This window comes from Thermotoga neapolitana DSM 4359 (assembly GCF_000018945.1).
Taxonomy (GTDB): Bacteria; Thermotogota; Thermotogae; order Thermotogales; family Thermotogaceae; genus Thermotoga; species Thermotoga neapolitana.
This window is the reverse complement of sequence record NC_011978.1, coordinates 606560-624473: the sequence shown is the minus strand read 5'-3', so window position 1 is coordinate 624473 and position 17914 is coordinate 606560. Positions and strand designations below refer to the sequence as shown.

The 17914-nt window shown below is 48.5% G+C and carries 16 protein-coding genes and 1 riboswitch; of the genes, 8 read left to right on the top strand and 8 right to left on the bottom strand.

Features of this window, described 5'->3' with window-relative positions; translation table 11 throughout:
• The first annotated feature begins 168 nt into the window (after nt 1-168).
• From CTN_RS03115 to CTN_RS03080, 8 genes are all read left to right on the top strand, one after another.
• Nucleotides 169-2046 (top strand): ABC transporter substrate-binding protein, encoded by a 1878-nt coding sequence (locus CTN_RS03115; RefSeq protein ID WP_015919117.1) that lies wholly within the window; start codon nt 169-171, stop codon nt 2044-2046.
• Between the two features lie 73 nt (nt 2047-2119).
• Entirely contained in the window at nt 2120-3127 is a 1008-nt protein-coding gene (locus CTN_RS03110) for an ABC transporter permease (RefSeq protein WP_015919116.1), read from the top strand.
• A 16-nt stretch (nt 3128-3143) separates the two neighbouring features.
• Nucleotides 3144-3998, top strand: coding sequence for an ABC transporter permease (locus tag CTN_RS03105; protein WP_038066842.1), 855 nt, complete (start codon nt 3144-3146; stop codon nt 3996-3998).
• 1 nt (nt 3999) lies between these two features.
• Complete coding sequence (locus CTN_RS03100; RefSeq protein WP_015919114.1) at nt 4000-5007, top strand: ABC transporter ATP-binding protein; 1008 nt, start codon at nt 4000-4002, stop codon at nt 5005-5007.
• The gene (locus CTN_RS03095; protein WP_015919113.1) at nt 4994-5950 is read left to right on the top strand and encodes an ABC transporter ATP-binding protein; all 957 of its coding nucleotides are present in this window, start codon (nt 4994-4996) and stop codon (nt 5948-5950) included. Before CTN_RS03100 ends, CTN_RS03095 begins: the two co-directional genes overlap by 14 nt.
• A 9-nt stretch (nt 5951-5959) precedes the next feature.
• Nucleotides 5960-7000, top strand: coding sequence for a glycosyl hydrolase (locus tag CTN_RS03090; RefSeq protein ID WP_015919112.1), 1041 nt, complete (start codon nt 5960-5962; stop codon nt 6998-7000).
• A 12-nt stretch (nt 7001-7012) separates the two neighbouring features.
• Nucleotides 7013-9349, top strand: a complete 2337-nt coding sequence (locus CTN_RS03085) for a glycoside hydrolase family 3 N-terminal domain-containing protein (protein ID WP_015919111.1) — start codon at nt 7013-7015, stop codon at nt 9347-9349.
• Nucleotides 9350-9355: 6 nt separating this feature from the next.
• Nucleotides 9356-10333 carry an acetylxylan esterase gene (locus CTN_RS03080; RefSeq protein ID WP_015919110.1) on the top strand — a complete coding sequence of 326 codons (978 nt, stop codon included), beginning with the start codon at nt 9356-9358 and terminating at the stop codon, nt 10331-10333.
• On the opposite strand, the gene CTN_RS03075 is transcribed toward CTN_RS03080, so the two are convergent.
• The 8 genes from CTN_RS03075 to flgM all read right to left on the bottom strand — a co-directional run bounded on the left by CTN_RS03075 (nt 10316) and on the right by flgM (nt 17871).
• Nucleotides 10316-11077, bottom strand: a complete 762-nt coding sequence (locus CTN_RS03075; protein WP_231555989.1) for an ABC transporter ATP-binding protein — start codon at nt 11075-11077, stop codon at nt 10316-10318. The two genes, CTN_RS03080 and CTN_RS03075, sit on opposite strands and share 18 nt — an antisense overlap.
• A gap of 10 nt (nt 11078-11087) precedes the next feature.
• Entirely contained in the window at nt 11088-12056 is a 969-nt protein-coding gene (locus tag CTN_RS03070; RefSeq protein WP_015919108.1) for a FecCD family ABC transporter permease, read from the bottom strand.
• Nucleotides 12053-12946, bottom strand: coding sequence for a cobalamin-binding protein (locus CTN_RS03065; RefSeq protein ID WP_038066833.1), 894 nt, complete (start codon nt 12944-12946; stop codon nt 12053-12055). Before CTN_RS03065 ends, CTN_RS03070 begins: the two co-directional genes overlap by 4 nt.
• 51 nt (nt 12947-12997) lie before the next feature.
• Nucleotides 12998-13182: riboswitch (cobalamin riboswitch) on the bottom strand.
• Nucleotides 13183-13191: 9 nt separating this feature from the next.
• Entirely contained in the window at nt 13192-13641 is a 450-nt protein-coding gene (fliW, locus tag CTN_RS03060; protein ID WP_015919106.1) for a flagellar assembly protein FliW, read from the bottom strand.
• Between the two features lie 4 nt (nt 13642-13645).
• Complete coding sequence (flgL, locus tag CTN_RS03055) at nt 13646-14560, bottom strand: flagellar hook-associated protein FlgL (RefSeq protein ID WP_015919105.1); 915 nt, start codon at nt 14558-14560, stop codon at nt 13646-13648.
• 4 nt (nt 14561-14564) lie between these two features.
• A complete protein-coding gene (gene flgK / locus CTN_RS03050) occupies nt 14565-17141 on the bottom strand; it encodes a flagellar hook-associated protein FlgK (RefSeq protein WP_041437533.1) in 2577 nt (858 codons plus the stop codon).
• A gap of 2 nt (nt 17142-17143) precedes the next feature.
• Nucleotides 17144-17593 carry a flagellar export chaperone FlgN gene (flgN, locus tag CTN_RS03045; RefSeq protein ID WP_015919103.1) on the bottom strand — a complete coding sequence of 150 codons (450 nt, stop codon included), beginning with the start codon at nt 17591-17593 and terminating at the stop codon, nt 17144-17146.
• Entirely contained in the window at nt 17590-17871 is a 282-nt protein-coding gene (gene flgM, locus CTN_RS03040; RefSeq protein ID WP_144399083.1) for a flagellar biosynthesis anti-sigma factor FlgM, read from the bottom strand. The genes flgN and flgM overlap by 4 nt, the downstream gene beginning before the upstream one ends.
• Nucleotides 17872-17914: the final 43 nt, after the last annotated feature.

The following is a 17914-nucleotide window of genomic DNA, read 5'->3' as shown; positions in this document are numbered from 1 at the left end:
AAAAAAGAGAAAAAAGAAGAAAAACGACAATATTCTGAAATAATCTCCTGTAGTCCGGAATAATCTTCAATATTTATGAAAAATGGATCTTGATTTTTCAGGGAGATTTACATTAAAATATTTCCCGAAAGGAAAAAATATACATACAATCAAGGGAGGTGAGTTTTCATGAGGAAGTTTCTTGTGATCCTGTTCGTTGTTTCCATCTTCACCCTGTTCTTTGCACAGCAACTTCCACCAGGGATTCCCAGAAATGAGACGTTCATAGCCGACAACCTAACGGGTAGAGCTGCCAACCCCGGTAACTTCAACATCTGGGCTACTTGGGTCTGGAACGACAGGGGTATCCAGAATCTCCTTCTGGAACCACTCTGGTGCGTTGAGTACGCCACCGGAGAGATCATCAACGCTCTTGCCGCTGAACCTCCAAAGTACAACTCCGACTTCACAGAACTCACCATAAAACTCAGAAAAGGTGTCTACTGGAGTGATGGTGTACCGTTTACAGCAGATGACCTAATTTATACCATCGAGCTCGTCAAAAACACACCGGGAATGGGGTACAACTCCCAGATGCAGCAGGTAAAAGAGATCGTGAAGGTGGACGATTACACGGTCGTGATCAAGCTTAAAGAGCCTAATTCCAGATTCCACACCTACTTCCTCGACAGATGGGGCGCTCTGAGACCTCTTCCAAAGCACATATTTGAGAAAGTGGAAGATCCTCTCACGTTCGATTTCAATCCGCCCGTTGGAACAGGACCTTACGTTCTCAAAGGATACGATCCCGGAGGATACTGGACGCTCTGGGAAAGAAGAGAAGACTGGGACAGAACACCAACAGGAATGCTATATGGCATGCCACAACCAAAATACGTGCTCTTCATCACGTATGGTGGTCCCGAAAAGCAGGTTCTCGCCATGGCACAGCACCAGCTCGATGCAGCTGACCTCACACTTGAAGCCCTCAAAGCCGTTCTCAGCAGAGTCAAAACTGCAAGGGCCTGGAGAAGAAACTTCCCGTGGACCGTCAACATCGACCCATGTGTGACAGGGCTTCACTTCAACACAGCCAGAGAACCCTTCAACAATCCTGATGTGAGATGGGCACTCACACTTGCGATCGACATCGTTGAATATGCCGCCAACGCGTTCGATGGAGCGGTCACCCTGAGTCCCATTCACATTCCTCTCACAACCGCATACTACAACTGGTACTTCACAAAACTCGAAGACTGGCTGAAGAACTTCGAACTCGACCTTGGAAACGGAGAAAAGTTCAAACCTTATGATCCAACAGCAGGATTCAGACTGGCCGAATACGCAAAGAAGAGAGGATATCCTGTGCCTGACAATCCAGAACTGATCAAGAGGATCTTTGGACCCGGATGGTGGAAGTACGCACCCGATGTTGCAGCAAAACTTCTTGAAAAGAACGGATTCTACAGAGACAAAGATGGAAAATGGCACCTGCCCAACGGTGAACTCTGGAAAATTACCATCACCACGGGAACCAATCCGGCTCACCCGGGTTACAGAAACGCCTTTGCAGCCGCTCAGGCGTGGAAGAAATTCGGTATCGATGTAACGGTCCAGACAACGGATGCAGCGGCAACTCTTGATCAGAGAGGAGAATTCGAAGTCTCAACAGACTGGCCAGCGGCGGAGCCATGGGGAGGACATCCAGATCTGTTCAGAACACTCGAGCCGTTCCACTCCAAATACATCAGACCCATTGGAGAAAACGCCCCATGGGGCAACTACGCAAGATGGAGCAATCCTGAGATGGACAAGATCATAGACGAGATACAGAAGACAGCCTGGGGAGACACAAAGAGGCTCATCGAACTTGGAGTTGAAGGTTTGAAGCTTCTTGTCAAAGAGATGCCGACGATACCAACGTTCAACTACCCGGGTGTCATCGCATGGGATGAATACTACTGGACGAACTATCCTGGTGCGGAGAACATGTATGCACAGCCGTACCATCACTGGCCCAACTTCAAGTACATGCTCCCGTTCTTGAAACCAACCGGTAGAAAATGATGTAAAATATCTTTCAAACGGGGGCCGGGGGGATAACCCCCGGTCCTTTAAAGAGGAAAGGAGGTCAGAGATCTTGAACTTCGTGAGAAGGTATCTCCTCCCAAGACTGGTAACGTACTTTCTTGTTATCTGGGTAGGAATCACGATGATCTTTTTCATACCAAGGTTTCTGCCAACAGATCCGGTACAGCAGTTCATAAATCGTCTTGTGGCACAAGGAACGTACATGGACCCGAAGGCGATAGAAGAGATGACAGAAACCCTAAAAGAACTTTACGGACTGAAGGGAAGTTTGTGGGAACAGTACATAAACTTCTGGAAACGCTTTTTAAAGGGAGACTTCGGTCCCTCCTACTATCAGTTTCCAACACCCGTGATAAAACTGATAAAACAGTCTTTGCCCTGGACCGCATGGCTTCTTCTGGTGACAACTGTTCTTTCCTGGATCATAGGAAACATCCTTGGAGGTCTTGCGGGGTACTTTTCGAACAGAAGATGGGTGAAGATACTTGACGCCATCGCGATGGTGATAAGACCGATGCCGTACTACATCCTTGCCCTTGGGCTTCTGATTCTTCTCGCATACATCATTCCCATCTTCCCAATTGGGGGCGGCTTTGCAATAGGAATGCAGTTCACCTTCAGCTGGGAAAACCTTCTGATCCTATTGAAACACGCGTTCCTGCCGGCTCTGTCTCTGATATTGATCGGTGTATTCATCTGGTTCCAGGCGATGAAGCTCGTCGTTCAGAGTGTGAAGTCAGAGGACTACGTGAAGTACGCCAAGATGGGTGGAATAGAAGAGAAAAGAATCGTTCGAAGATACGTTATAAGGAACGCCATGTTGCCACAGATAACAGGACTTGCTCTATCTTTAGGTCAGATCTTTGGAGGTGCCCTGATCACGGAGATCGTGTTCTCCTACCCAGGCATTGGAACACTCCTTTACAACGCCATATTCACAGGTGACTACAACCTCTTGATGGGTGTCAGCACACTTTCCATCCTTCTGATTACAACGAGTATTCTTTTGATAGATCTGCTTTATCCTCTGTTCGATCCGAGGGTGAGATACAGATGAAAAGGGAGTGGAAAGAATGCAGGTGCTGAAGGATCTGTTGAGAGATACACGCTTCAGATTTGGCTTTATAGTATTTCTGGTTCTTGCGGGACTTTCTGTTCTATCTTTCTTTTCGCCCTACAACCCTTACCTGTGGAACCAGGTTCCAAGGGACCTTCCTCCCCAGTGGCCTCACATACTGGGTACAAACTCCATGGGACAGGATATCTTCTGGAAACTCACCTTTGCCGTGAGGAACTCACTCATCATGTCGCTCATAGCAGGCCTTGTCTCAAGGGTCATAGCGATGATCGTGGGAATGATCGCCGGATACAAGGGAGGAGCTGCTGACAGGGTTCTCATGTTTCTGAGTGACTCTTTCCTTGTGATACCCCTTTTCATCATAATCGTTCTCATCGCCACGATGGTGAAGGCTCGACTCAGTCTACCTATGCTGGGACTTCTTCTTGGCGTCTTCGGCTGGGCATGGGACGCGAGGGTCATAAGATCCCAGGTTTTGAGTCTGAGAGAGAGGGATTTCACCTACACCGCCCTCCTTTCAGGTTCGAAGGCGCTGGCCATCGTCTTCAAAGAGTATCTGCCGTTTTTGATCCCTCTCATCTTCGCAACGCTCATCGGTAACATGTCCTGGGCGATCGGAATGGAGATCACACTCGCAATCCTGGGTGTTTCCAACCTCGATATTCCAACCCTTGGCACCATGCTCCAGTGGTCGATAAACTACCAGGCACTTCTTCTGGGATACTGGTGGTGGGTATTGACACCGGTCATAACATCAATCTTTCTGTTCATAGCGCTGTATCTCATCTCGGTCAGCATCAGTGAGTATCTTGATCCGAGGATGAGGATACAGAGAATAGGACAGGCATGAGGTGATAGCGGTGGAAGTGTTGAGGACAGAGAATCTCAAATCTTACTACATTCTGGACATATTCGGCAAAAAGAGAGTGGTAAAAGCGGTGGACGATGTGAACATCTCGATAAGAGAGAACGAGATATACGGCATAGCAGGAGAGAGCGGCTGTGGAAAGAGCACGCTTCTTAAAGCACTCTTTGCTGCGATAGAGCCACCTCAGAGGATCGTGGGAGGAAAGGTACTGTACAGAGAGAACGGAAGAGAAATAGATGTTTACTCTCTCAGTGAAGAAGAACGAAGGAAACTTAGGTGGAGTTTCATCTCTTACGTTCCACAGGGATCGATGAGCGTGTTGAATCCTGTGGTGAAGATAAAAGAGACCTTCAAGGACTTCATAGAGAGTCACACAACTGGAAAGACAAAGGAAGAGGCCTACGAGATGGCAAAAGAACACATAAAAGAACTTGGCCTTCCGATAGAGATTCTCAACGCCTATCCACACCAGCTGTCCGGTGGAATGAGACAGAGGGTGACGATCGCCCTTGCGACCGTTCTATCACCGAAGGTGATCATCGCAGACGAGCCCACAACGGCCCTCGACGTTGTGACACAGAGAGGTGTAATACAGCTTCTCAAAGAGGTACAGTCCTCAAGACAGAACACCATCATTCTGGTCACACACGACATGGGAGTTCATGCAAACGTGGCAGACAGGATAGCGATCATGTACGCTGGAAAGATCATAGAGGAAGCAAAGACCGAAGAGATCTTTGAAAACCCCATGCATCCCTACACGAAATACCTGATATTCTCACTTCCGAAGTTCGGAGACAAGGGAAGAAGAGAGAGTGCCCCTGGAAGTCCTCCTTCCCTTGCAGACCTTCCACCAGGATGCAGTTTCCATCCAAGATGTCCTCATGCGTTCGACAGGTGCAAAAAGGAGATACCACCTCTCAAAGAGTACCTGCCAGGACACAAAGTCGCATGCTGGCTGGTAGAGGAGGGAAAGAATGCCACTTCTTGAGATAAAAAACCTGACGAAGATCTTCACCATAGGGAGCATCTTTTCCAGAACGAAGATAGTGGCCGTGGACAGGGTGAACTTCGACATAAAAGAGGCGGAGATCTTCACACTGGCTGGAGAGAGTGGCTGTGGAAAGACCACCACGGCAAAGATCATCCTTGGATTCGAAGAGCCCACCTCCGGAGAGATCGTCTACAAAGGAAAGAGGATAGAAAGGGTGCATGAAAAAGAGAGGAAAGAACTCTTGAGGGAGATACAGGCGGTCTTCCAGAATCCGTTTTCCACGTTCAACCCCCTCAGGAAGGTGGACAGGTACTTCTACGAGACACTTTTCAATCTGGGAATAGCAGATACAAAAGAGAAGGCAGAAGAGATCATCAGGGAAAAACTCTCCGCCGTTGGAATCTCCTTTGAGGAGTTCTCAGAAAAGTATCCGAGTGAGTTCTCGGGTGGGCAGCTTCAGAGGATCTCCATAGCAAGGGCGCTTCTTACAAATCCATCGCTTCTTGTGGCAGACGAACCCGTTTCCATGGTGGACGCATCCCTGAGGATGTCCATCGTGAACCTATTCAAGGACCTCAAAGAACAGTACGGTGTGAGTGTTCTGTACATCACACACGACCTCACAACAGCGTATTATGTCTCAGACAGAATCGCTGTCATGTTCAGAGGGAACATAGTGGAACTGGGACCGGCAGAGAAGGTTCTCATGGAGCCAAAACACCCTTACACCCAGCTTCTGAGAGAGTCCGTTCCTGAGCCTGATCCGAAGAAGAAATGGAACATCAGAATAAAGTTGTCTGAGACAGAACAAACAGAATACCTCAGGCAGGGCTGCAAGTTCGCCGGAAGATGTCCGAAGGTGATGGACATCTGCAAAAAAGAACCACCTCCATACTTCGAAGTCGATGGTGTCCAGGTGAAGTGTTTCCTTTACAGATAGGGTGAAAACATGAAAAGATTCATTTTTCTGGCAATTGCAATGATCTTTACAGTTCTGGAAGGGAAAATACTTCTTGTCATCGGACAGGATCTGAACTCGGTCAGAGAGTACGCAAAATCAGGGTACTTCCCAGAACCTGGGGGAGTGACAACGTACACCGATATAGCAACTCTCAACGGTCTCTGCAACGACGCTGACTGGGGAGCGGGCTTGATAAACGCGAAGAAATGCCTGGAAGAGTTCCCAAACTCTGCGCTTGTGATAGGACTGTACATGGTAAATATGGTGGATGGTGTGATTTCTGGGGAGTATGATCGTCAGATAGAGATTCTTGCTGAATTCATCAAAGAAGCAAACAGACCGGTGTATCTCAGAATCGGATACGAATTCGATGGAATATGGAACAGCTACGATCCAGAAAAGTACAGAGTCGCCTTCAGGTACATAACCGAAAAACTCAGAAATCTGCTGGGAGAGAGAAAAAAACTTCTCTTCACAGTGTGGCAGTCGTGTTCTTCTCCCCTGAACGTCATACTTCGGAACTATCAAAAACCGGACATTTCACTCTGGTATCCAGGTGATGATTATGTGGATTTCGTAGGGCTGTCGTGGTTCTTACCTGCGAACATGAAATACCATGGAAAGACACCCACTCAGAAAGAGCTGGCAGAAGAGGTGTTGGCTTTTGCAAGGCTTCACAACAAACCCGTGATGATATCAGAAGCCAGTCCACAGGGGTATGATCTTTCAGAACTCACAAAGGCAAACATCAGTCCCGTTCTTGACGGTCCTTCTGGAAAGAATAGAGTAAAAAAGACACCAGAAGAGATCTGGAACGAGTGGTTCAAGCCTTTTTTTGAGTTCGTGTATGAAAATTCAGACGTAATAAGGGTGGTGGCATACATAAACGCCGACTGGGATTCACAGCCCATGTGGGGGCCGCCTTATGCGAACGGATACTGGGGAGACAGCAGGGTTCAGGTCAATCCCATCATCAGAAACCTGTGGCTGAAGGAAATCAAAAAATCCATATGGGAACACGGCGAATGAGGAGGGAAAGTTATGGAACTGTACAGGGACCCATCACAACCAGTCGAGGTGAGGGTGAAAGATCTTCTTTCGAGGATGACTCTGGAAGAGAAAATTGCTCAACTCGGTTCTGTCTGGGGATACGAGTTGATAGATGAGAGAGGAAAGTTCAAAAGAGAAAAGGCAAAAGATCTTCTAAAAAACGGCATCGGCCAGATCACGCGTCCTGGAGGCTCCACGAACCTTGAGCCACAAGAAGCTGCAGAACTTGTGAACGAAATACAGCGCTTTCTTGTGGAGGAAACACGTCTTGGAATACCTGCGATGATACACGAAGAGTGTCTCACCGGATACATGGGTCTTGGTGGAACCAACTTCCCACAGGCAATAGCGATGGCGAGCACCTGGGATCCAGATCTCATAGAGAAAATGACAGCGGCCATCAGAGAGGACATGAGGAAGTTAGGAGCGCACCAGGGACTCGCTCCTGTTCTGGACGTGGCAAGAGATCCAAGGTGGGGAAGAACGGAGGAAACGTTCGGGGAGTCTCCTTACCTTGTCGCAAGGATGGGTGTTTCCTACGTGAAAGGACTCCAGGGTGAAAACATAAAAGAAGGCGTTGTCGCTACGGTGAAACACTTTGCAGGATACAGCGCTTCTGAAGGCGGAAAGAACTGGGCACCGACGAACATTCCTGAAAGAGAGTTCAGAGAAGTCTTTCTTTTCCCATTTGAAGCTGCGGTCAAAGAAGCAAGAGTGCTTTCTGTGATGAACTCCTACAGTGAAATAGACGGTGTGCCCTGTGCAGCAAACAGAAGGCTTCTCACCGATATTCTGAGAAAAGACTGGGGATTCGAGGGTATCGTTGTTTCCGACTACTTTGCGGTGAACATGCTCGGAGAATACCACAGGATAGCGAAAGACAAATCTGAATCTGCAAGACTCGCCCTCGAAGCGGGAATAGACGTTGAACTTCCAAAGACAGACTGTTATCAGCACCTTAAGGATCTCGTCGAAAAGGGAATTGTGCCCGAATCGCTGATCGACGAGGCCGTTTCCAGGGTACTGAAACTCAAGTTCATGCTCGGTCTCTTCGAGAATCCGTACGTCGATGTGGAAAAGGCAAAGATAGAAAGCCACAGAGACCTTGCCCTCGAAATCGCAAGAAAATCCATCATCCTCCTCAAAAACGACGGAACGCTGCCCCTCCAGAAAAACAAAAAAGTCGCTCTGATAGGACCGAACGCGGGTGAGGTGAGGAACCTTCTTGGCGACTACATGTACCTTGCCCACATAAGGGCACTCCTCGACAACATAGACGATGTCTTTGGAAATCCGCAGATTCCAAGGGAAAACTACGAAAGATTGAAAAAGAGTATAGAAGAGCACATGAAGAGCATTCCAAGCGTTCTCGATGCCTTCAAAGAAGAGGGTATTGATTTCGAGTATGCGAAGGGATGCGAAGTGACAGGAGAAGACAGAAGCGGGTTCAAAGAAGCGATCGAAGTTGCAAAAAGATCAGACGTTGCCATCGTTGTGGTCGGAGACAGATCCGGCCTCACCCTCGACTGCACAACGGGTGAATCCAGAGACATGGCAAACCTGAAACTCCCCGGCGTACAGGAAGAACTCGTCCTCGAAATTGCAAAAACAGGAAAACCTGTCGTTCTTGTCCTCATCACAGGAAGACCCTACTCACTCAAAAACCTGGTCGACAGGGTGAACGCTATTCTTCAGGTGTGGCTCCCTGGAGAGGCAGGTGGAAGAGCGATCGTCGATGTCATCTACGGAAAGGTGAATCCCTCTGGAAAGCTCCCGATCAGTTTCCCAAGGAGTGCAGGCCAGATCCCCGTCTTTCACTACGTCAAACCCTCTGGAGGAAGGTCTCACTGGCATGGAGACTATGTGGACGAGAGCACAAAGCCCCTCTTTCCCTTCGGACACGGCCTGTCCTACACGAGGTTTGAGTACAGCAACCTGAGGATAGAGCCGAAGGAGGTACCATCTGCAGGAGAGGTTGTGATAAAGGTCGATGTAGAAAACGTGGGAGATATGGATGGTGACGAGGTGGTTCAGCTTTACATCGGTCGTGAGTTTGCAAGTGTCACAAGGCCTGTGAAGGAGTTGAAGGGGTTCAAGAGGGTTTCTTTGAAGGCAAAAGAGAAGAAGACGGTTGTGTTCAGACTTCACACGGATGTTCTCGCATATTACGACAGGGACATGAAGCTTGTTGTGGAACCCGGTGAGTTCAGGGTGATGGTGGGTAGTTCCTCTGAGGACATCAGACTCACCGGTTCTTTCTCCGTCACCGGAAGCAAAAGAGAAGTCGTAGGAAAGAGAAAGTTTTTCACAGAGGTCTACGAGGAGTGATGAAAAGTGGCCTTCTTCGATATGCCCCTTGAGGAACTGAAAAAGTACCGGCCTGAAAGGTACGAGGAGAAAGATTTCGATGAGTTCTGGAGGGAAACACTTAAAGAAAGCGAAGGATTCCCTCTGGATCCCGTCTTTGAAAAGGTGGACTTTCATCTCAAAACGGTTGAAACGTACGATGTTACTTTCTCTGGATACAGGGGGCAGAGAATAAAGGGCTGGCTTCTTGTTCCGAAGTTGGCGGAAGAAAAGCTTCCATGCGTCGTGCAGTACATAGGTTACAATGGTGGAAGGGGTTTTCCACACGACTGGCTGTTCTGGCCGTCAATGGGTTACATCTGTTTTGTCATGGACACCAGGGGGCAGGGAAGCGGCTGGATGAAGGGAGACACACCGGATTACCCTGAGGGTCCAGTCGATCCACAGTACCCCGGATTCATGACGAGGGGCATTCTGGATCCGGGAACCTATTACTACAGGCGAGTCTTCGTGGATGCGGTCAGGGCGGTGGAAGCAGCCATTTCCTTCCCGAGAGTGGATTCCAGGAAGGTGGTGGTGGCCGGAGGCAGTCAGGGTGGGGGAATCGCCCTTGCGGTGAGTGCCCTGTCGAACAGGGTGAAGGCTCTGCTCTGCGATGTGCCGTTTCTGTGCCACTTCAGAAGGGCCGTGCAACTTGTCGACACACACCCATACGTGGAGATCACCAACTTCCTCAAAACCCACAGGGACAAAGAGGAGATTGTTTTCAGAACACTTTCCTACTTCGATGGTGTGAACTTTGCAGCAAGGGCAAAGGTGCCCGCCCTGTTTTCCGTTGGGCTCATGGACACCATCTGTCCTCCCTCGACGGTCTTCGCCGCTTACAACCACTACGCCGGTCCAAAGGAGATCAGAATCTATCCGTACAACAACCACGAAGGTGGAGGTTCTTTCCAGGCAATTGAGCAGGTGAAATTCTTGAAGAGACTATTTGAGGAAGGCTAGAGGCTTTTTTGTCACAGGATGTGTTAGTACGACAAATTCCGTTTCAAAAACACTTCGGAGCACCCCTTCGTCGAGGACCTCGGTGGGTGCTCCGATTTTTATGATCCTGCCGTTTTTCATCACAGCCAGTCTGTCACACAGAAGCGATGCCACGTTTATATCGTGAAAAACCGCCACGATGGTCTTTCCGGACTCTTTCAACTTTCTCATCACGTTGCCCACAAGACTCACGTTACTGTAATCAAGATGAGCGGTCAGTTCGTCCACAAGGAGGATCTTCGTATCCTGGGCGATTGCCTTTGAAAGCACAACCTTTCTTCGTTCACCGGCACTCAGCGTCCAGAAAGTTCTGGAGGAAAATTTCAAGGTGTCGGTCAGTTCCAGACTCTTAAGAACGATCTCCTCGTCTCTTTTGCTCGCTCCATTCAGAAGACGCTGATGTGGAAGTCTCCCCATTTCAACGATCTCTTTCACGGTGAAATCGTACGAGGGAAAGAAATCCTGAGAAACGAGGGTTACGGTCTTTGCCATCTCTTTTCTGGAAACTTCCCAGGGAACCTTCCCAAAGAGAAGCACTGTTCCTTTCTGAGGCTTCAGAAGTCCTGATAGTATCTTCAAAAGGGTGGTCTTACCGGATCCGTTGGGACCTATTATCCCAAAAAACTCTCCTTCTTCTACAGAGAATTCAATATTCTCCAGAGAAAAACCCGTCCTGTATCGAAAATACAGATTCTCTACCTTCACCGCCTTCAACTCACACACCCCTTTTCATGAGAAAGGCGAGAAAAGGAGCGCCCAACAGCGCGGTCACAATCCCAACGGGAAGTTCCGTTGGGGAAAATAAAGATCTCGATACCGTGTCGCACAGGGTGAGAAGAACGCCTCCCACGATCGAACTTGCCAGTGCGGACCTTAAAAAACCAGGACCCACAAGGTACCTGGCGATATGGGGAACGATGAGGCCGACGAAACCTATCACACCGCTTCTGGAAACGAGGAAAGCGGTGGTGAGATTTCCAAAAAGAAACGTGATCACTTTCAGGGCCTCCACGTTGATTCCCAGAACGAAGGCCTCTTCCTCACCGAGCGCCATGGCGTTGAGATACTTTGAAAAGATCACAGAATAGAGGAGAAAAGGAGCAACAACCGCGGAGTAGAAGGCAACGTCTTTCCAAACAGTTCCTGAAAAACTCCCGAAGAGCCAGAGAGATATGGTGGTCACGTTTCTTTTGAGAAGAACGATCGTCATATAAGTGAGGGAGCTGAAAAGGGTGCTGATCACAACTCCCGCGAGGATGATGGAAGTCACAGGAAAGCGACCTTCCCTCCTTGCGATGAAAAGGGTGAGAATTGATGCAATCACTGAGAAGCCAAAACTGAGAAGCGGAATACGGTATATCCAGGAAACACCGATGACTTCCGCAAGGTAGAGCGAAAGAACAGTTCCGAAGGAAGCCCCCGAGGAAATTCCAAGAAGATACGGATCAACGAGGGGGTTTTTCAGAAGATTCTGAAAGGCGTTCCCCACCAGAGAAAGTCCTGCTCCCACAACGAAACTCGCAAAGACCCTGGGTATTCTTAAGGCCAGTATTCTCTCAACAAGCGGGTTTTCTTTTAAACCGAAGAGGACCCCCAGTATCTCGAGGGGGTCCAGTGACACACCACCAAAGAGTATTCCAAAAAGAAAACTGATCATCAGAATCGGAAGAATAAATTTCTTCACCTGTTATTTCCTCCGTAGAAGTAGTCGTACAGAATGTCGAGGAGTTTGAAGACATCTGGAGATGGTTGAGAAGCAAGGTTGCCGTCCACAGTGAAGACTCTTTTGTTTTTCACGGCGTTTATCTCTCTGAAGGGGTCAAAATCGAGGATCTTCTTTACCTCCTCGTCCTCCGTTCCCGGAACGTAAACTCCCACGATGATCACGTCGGGATTCTGTGCCACAATGTACTCGAGAGACAGCTGTGGCCAGCCGTTTGGACCTGCAATACCCGAAGCGATGTTTATTCCACCGGCGAGGGAGATGATCTCATCCAGATAAGATCCTTCTCCACAGGTCCATATTTCCTTCACGTCGGGTCCCGGAGCGGAGATCAGATACAGAACCTTCGGACGCTTCGAGGGAGGAATGTTGTAGGCTTTTTTTCCTATCTCCAGCATCTTATTCTTCAGTTCCTCTGCCTTTTCAACTGCAAGCTTCCTTTCACCAAAGATCGTTCCAAGAAGCACCACGTCCCTTATGATGTCATCGAGAGAAGTGGGGTTGATCACCAGAACCTTCAGTCCAACCCTCTCAAGTTTTGCAACCTCAGGAAGCTGAAACCCACCGAACATCAGAACAAGATCCGGATTCAGTGCCACCACTTTTTCGACGTTCACCGGAACCATCGCACCGACTCTTTCTGCTTCGTAACTGTCGTAATCCGTCACACCGACGATCCTATCTTCCAGCCCCAGAAAGATCAGAAACCTTGTCGCGGCAGGAGAGAGGCTGACCACCCTCTCTGGAACGGCCGAAAACTCAACCACCCTTCCTGCATCGTCAACAACGACCACGGCGAGTGTGAGGGTGGACATCAGAACGAACAGAAGAACTCCCAGTTTCCTGAACACGGCTATCCCTCCCAAAACGAAATATTCCCACCTTCCTGGCTTCGAGGAAGGTGGTTCCCTTCACCGCGGGCGGGTTTCCCGGCTTCCGGATCATCCTACTCCCCGCGCCTTCCCAGGGCAAAAGCCCCAGTGGCATCGTGCGGGGTTCGTCCCCGGTCACGGTGGCGGCCCCGCGCCGGATTCTCACCGGCTTCCCCTTTGAACCCAAAAGGGTACCTCACGGTGAGGGAGGTTTTCTCAAAGAATCATACCATAGATTTTGCCCGTTCCATCTCTTCGGAGAGAAGGTGCTTCAAGTGATAATCTGCATTCTCCAGTATCACCTGCATTCCTTTCTTCGTGTTTTGCCTGATGATGATCGGGGCACGGAGATTTATCGTTGCCTCTTCTGGTTTTCCAGGAGGTATTGTCAGGACGCAGAAAAAGAGCAGTTCATCTTGATTCGATACCCCGAGTTTTTCAAGGTCTTCAGACGGTACCACGGGGTCGTAATCGGGTCTTACAAGCTTTGGATCCACAACAGGAAGGCCAACATGGCTGTCTTCCAGGGAAAGCAACCACCCTATGGGAAAGGTCTCTTCTGGAAAGATCAGTGCGAACTTTTTCAGATGCTCAAATCCTGGTATTCCTTCCTCGAATACAAAGATCTGATCATCGGTTATTTCTATCTCTCCGAGTTTTGTGCTGTAAACCACGATATCACCTCACAAAATCCACCAGAGTAGCCTGAAGAACCCTGCTTGCCGATTTCAAAGCGGCTTCCAGAACAGATTGCTGCATCGCAAGATCTGTCACAAGTTCTGTTATATCGGCATCTCTTTCCTTGGAAAGGTACTCGGTAAAGAAATAATCGAGATCTTCGATCCTCTTCTCGACCATTTCTATGAACCTGCTCACTCCCCCTACCTTTCCTGTCACTTTCGTGATGTTCTCTTCGAAGAAGGAAAGATCCTTCAGAGAGATGTTCGATATGTGAGAAGATATCGCACTGTCATCGAGGTTTGAGCGCAGAAGGCCAGACACCTCGTCCAGCACCTGGAATACATTTCTTCCATCGCCCAGTTTGAAAATCTCACCCGCCGTGACACCGTATTCTATGGAACGTCCCAGAACCGACACAGAACGGCTTCTGTTCGCAGAAGGGGAGGTTACTATCTTCCAGGCGTTGTTTTCGTACTTTACAGGCTCACTGAAAACATCGTAGCCGGAGAAGATGTATTCGTTTCCAATCCTGGTGTTTGCTATCTCAACCAGGTTGTCCCTTATCCTGTCGATCTCCTCCGCTATCGCCTCTCGCTCTGCCTTCGAGAGCGTTCCGTTTGCGGCCCTCACAAGCAACTCTCTCAGTCTCTGAGAAATCGCAGAAACGGTCTGTAAAGCACTGTCGTACGCGTTCACATAAGTCTGAACATGATCTATGTTCCTCTGGAATTGCTTGAGTTCCCTTCTTCTCGTCATGATATCGCTCGCCCTTTTGGCAACGACTGCGTCATCACTCGGGTACCTTACTCTGTAACCCGAAGAAAGCTGATCGTGGAGTTTTGCAATTCTTTTCAGGCTTGTCTGTATATTGAACAGTACTCTGTCGCTTATCATTTTGTTCGTTACACGCATTCTATCACCTCACCATGTTTATCACGGTCTGTATCATCTCATCCACTGTGCTGATGACCTTGGCGGCAGCGCTGAACGCGTGCTGATACTCTATCATGTTCGCCATCTCCTCGTCTAGAGAGACACCCTTCACTCTTTCACGCTCGTTGTCTATCTCCTGCCTGAGGATTTCTGTGTTGGTCTTCAAACTGCTGGCAGTTTCCGCTTCGACACCAAGTTCTGCAACAACACCTCCGAAGAATTCGTAGAAACTCTCCTTTCCATTCGACAGCATCTTTCTGGTGTAGAGATTCTGGACCATCTCGAGAAGCTTCGGGTTGGCAGCTCCGGTAGGCCTTATATCCACAGCGTTCCAGTCGGAGTTCTCAAGAGCGTACCCAATGTCAACAGCAAGGTTGTTCGGATTAGACGCCAAAGAAGAACTCACTTCAAACTGGTTGACTATGTTCAGAGGTTCGTCGTGTGGTGCTCTGTCGAAGGTCAGAATGTCCGACACCCTGAACCTGTCTCTCAGTGTATCAAAATCGTCATTTTTCGATACCAGCGTATAGGAATTTGTCCAGTCGAACGTGGTTGGATCGTTGTCTGGATCGATGAGTCCCAGAGCTTCGAAGAATCCCTGTGGACCTTTTATTTCCATCATTCTGAGATCGAAATCGTAGAGTGAAGTGGCCCTGAGAACAAAAGAGTTGTGAGGTGTGAGATCGGCAAGAACCCCTGTGCCCTTCTCGTTGATCTTTTCAACGAGTGTCTCCAGAGTATCCACAACCGGATCGATCTCTATGTCGGTAGAGTTTATCGTGATCGTGAAAGCCCTGGTGGGATCGAATCCCGTCTGTCCATAGAAAACGTTCTCCAGTGTGTCCCTGTACTTCAAAACCTCGTAGTTCCTAACAAAAGCGTTCGCCTCTGTGAAGAAACTGTCATCGCTCAGAACGTTCACCGCCGATGGATCGAAGTTCAGAAACTCGTCGGGAACGATCACCAACATGTTCTCTCCCGTAGCTGGATCGGTGTAGACCTGTGCCCTCAGATGTAAGGAGGAATTTATGGAAGATGCAATGTTCGACAGACTCACACCGGATGAAAGATCGATAGGGATCGTCTCACTCTGTTTCGATCCATCTTTGAGAGTGTACTCAACACTCACTTTGTAGATACCAGGAGAAAGTGAAGAAAAATCGGACTCTTTTATGGTGAGAAAACCTCTTGTTTCTGTCTCAAAACCCATCTTCGAAAGTGAATCTCCCAGAGAAAAGAAAATCTTGTTTCTGAGATCTCCAGAAGTGTCCTCCAGATACAGCCTGTACCCTCCTGCGTGCTGTCCTGTGCTCAGGGTTGTCCCAAGCAAGTTCCAGGAGGAAATGAGGTCATTTATGGTTGATCCGGAAGAAACGGCCAGAGCTGATGATGTTCCTCCTCCAAAAGAGAGGATCAGGTCATCGGAAGTGAATGTTTTTCCAGTTATTTCTGAAACGCTGGTTGCGGAATGAATTCCCGTGACCGTATGGTAAGGTCCCATCTCAAGTTTTCTGTTTCCCTTGATCCTGAATATCGCAGGATCATCCGAGAAAGACTCGATCTTTTTGAAAAAATCTAGATTTGTTGTCACACCACCTGACTCGAACCCGTCTCTGTGAATGAGGTTGATCGCATCCGTTGTGAAAAGAACGAATTCATCGAGCTTTCTCATATACTTCACAATGGTTGAGTCCCTCAGATCTAAAAGCGCTTTCAATTTTCCATCGCTGAGAATCAACTTTGCGTTACCCACGAAGAGCTCATGGTAGCCTCTCCCGTACGGTCTTTCCAGGGCCCGAACTTCGTTGTAGGTGGAACCGTTCAGAACGATTTGATTTCCTATTCTCAGTGTGATCTGTCCGTCCTCTGCTTCCGTGTAATTTATGTTCACAAGGTCCGACAGTTCGTCCAGGATCCTGTCCCTTTCGTCGAGAAGATCGTTGGGAGGAGATTTCAACGTCATTCCTATTCGAATCTTGTTGTTCAGATCAGCGAGTCTTTTTATCATCTGGTTTATCTCAGAAACCCTCTGCACGATCTCGTTGTCTATGTCTTCCCTGAGCTGTTCCAGCCTCCCGTAGAGATCTTTCATCTGGGATACCATCTGCTGCGCCCTTGAAACGACTTCTGCCTTAGAGGCAGTGTTGGTGGGGTCCGAAATAACCTCCTGAAAAGCGTTCCAGAAGTTGTCCACAAGACTTCTGATGCCGTTCTCGCCCGGTTCCGAGAGGAGCTGTTCTATAAAGTGGAGATTGGACAGGATGGTGTCCCAGTAGTTGTACCTGTTGTTCACCTGTCTGTACTGAATATCGAGAAATGCATCTCTCAATCTCACTATCGTTCTGACCCTGGAGCCAGTCCCCATCTGGAGAGGAATGGAGGGCTGGGTCAGAGTGGTCAGTGGAATGGGAGGAGTGGCCTCTATAACGGGTCTTTGCCTGGAATATCCCGGTGTGTTGGCGTTTGCTATATTGTGGCCGACCACGTTCATCGCCAGTTTGTGAGTGTATATTCCAGTGAGTGCCGTGTTGAGAATGCCGAACATGGACATATCAGGCATGTTCAAGACCTCCCAAGGAAAGTGGACGGCCCAGCCTCATCGAAAGAGCCATCCTTTCTGTACGTGACGCTGTACCTTTGAAGTCCGAAAACGAGGTCTATGTATTTCAAATGAAAATCTATGGTCTGCTTCAGTTTTTCCACCTCGAACGTAATCCTGTTCAGAGATTCGAAGAAATCCTTCAAGATCAGCATCATTTCCTCGTCATCTCTGTAAATCTCTAGAAGATCAACTAGTTTCAATCCTTGACCATGCAAGTCCAGAGCGGCTCTCAGCTCTTTGTTAACCGCCTCCATCTGAAAGGACATTTCCTCAACGCGTCCGATAACATCTTCCAGTTTTTTGAAATCCTTCATCACAATAGCTTCGAGTTTTTCCTGAAGAAGCTCTCTCAGTTTTTCCATAAGGTCGATTTTTTCTGTCAGAACGTTCTTCAATTTCTCCCTTTTCATTCGGACAGTTCCTCCAGTATCTTCCGTGCAAGCCTTTCCGTATCAACGAAGTAATTTCCACTCTCTATGGCTTTTCTCAGCTCTTCTACGAGTTCTTCTCTAATGGAAGAAATGTTCTTTGCTTCTTTGGTAAGTTCTTCCACACTCCAGGTGTGGCGAAGTTCGATTCTGTCTCCCTGCTCGCTCTTTTTCTTCTCCTTTGATTTTTCTACGGAAGGTCCCTTTATTCCTTCGAGAGGATTCACTTCCCTTGGCCCGTTCACGCCATCTATCACCATCTTCACCCCCTTCCGTATAATATTATCGGTTGATTCTCTTCAG

What these genes read in the sequence shown, in the direction of transcription:
- CTN_RS03115 (WP_015919117.1), top strand. Translation starts at nt 169, where the DNA reads ATGAGGAAGTTTCTTGTGATCCTGTTCGTTGTTTCCATCTTCACCCTG.
- CTN_RS03105 (WP_038066842.1), top strand. Translation starts at nt 3,144, where the DNA reads ATGCAGGTGCTGAAGGATCTGTTGAGAGATACACGCTTCAGATTTGGC.
- CTN_RS03095 (WP_015919113.1), top strand. Translation starts at nt 4,994, where the DNA reads ATGCCACTTCTTGAGATAAAAAACCTGACGAAGATCTTCACCATAGGG.
- CTN_RS03090 (WP_015919112.1), top strand. Translation starts at nt 5,960, where the DNA reads ATGAAAAGATTCATTTTTCTGGCAATTGCAATGATCTTTACAGTTCTG.
- CTN_RS03085 (WP_015919111.1), top strand. Translation starts at nt 7,013, where the DNA reads ATGGAACTGTACAGGGACCCATCACAACCAGTCGAGGTGAGGGTGAAA.
- flgL (WP_015919105.1), bottom strand. Translation starts at nt 14,560, where the DNA reads ATGCGTGTAACGAACAAAATGATAAGCGACAGAGTACTGTTCAATATA.
- flgK (WP_041437533.1), bottom strand. Translation starts at nt 17,141, where the DNA reads ATGCCTGATATGTCCATGTTCGGCATTCTCAACACGGCACTCACTGGA.
- flgN (WP_015919103.1), bottom strand. Translation starts at nt 17,593, where the DNA reads ATGAAAAGGGAGAAATTGAAGAACGTTCTGACAGAAAAAATCGACCTT.
- flgM (WP_144399083.1), bottom strand. Translation starts at nt 17,871, where the DNA reads ATGGTGATAGATGGCGTGAACGGGCCAAGGGAAGTGAATCCTCTCGAA.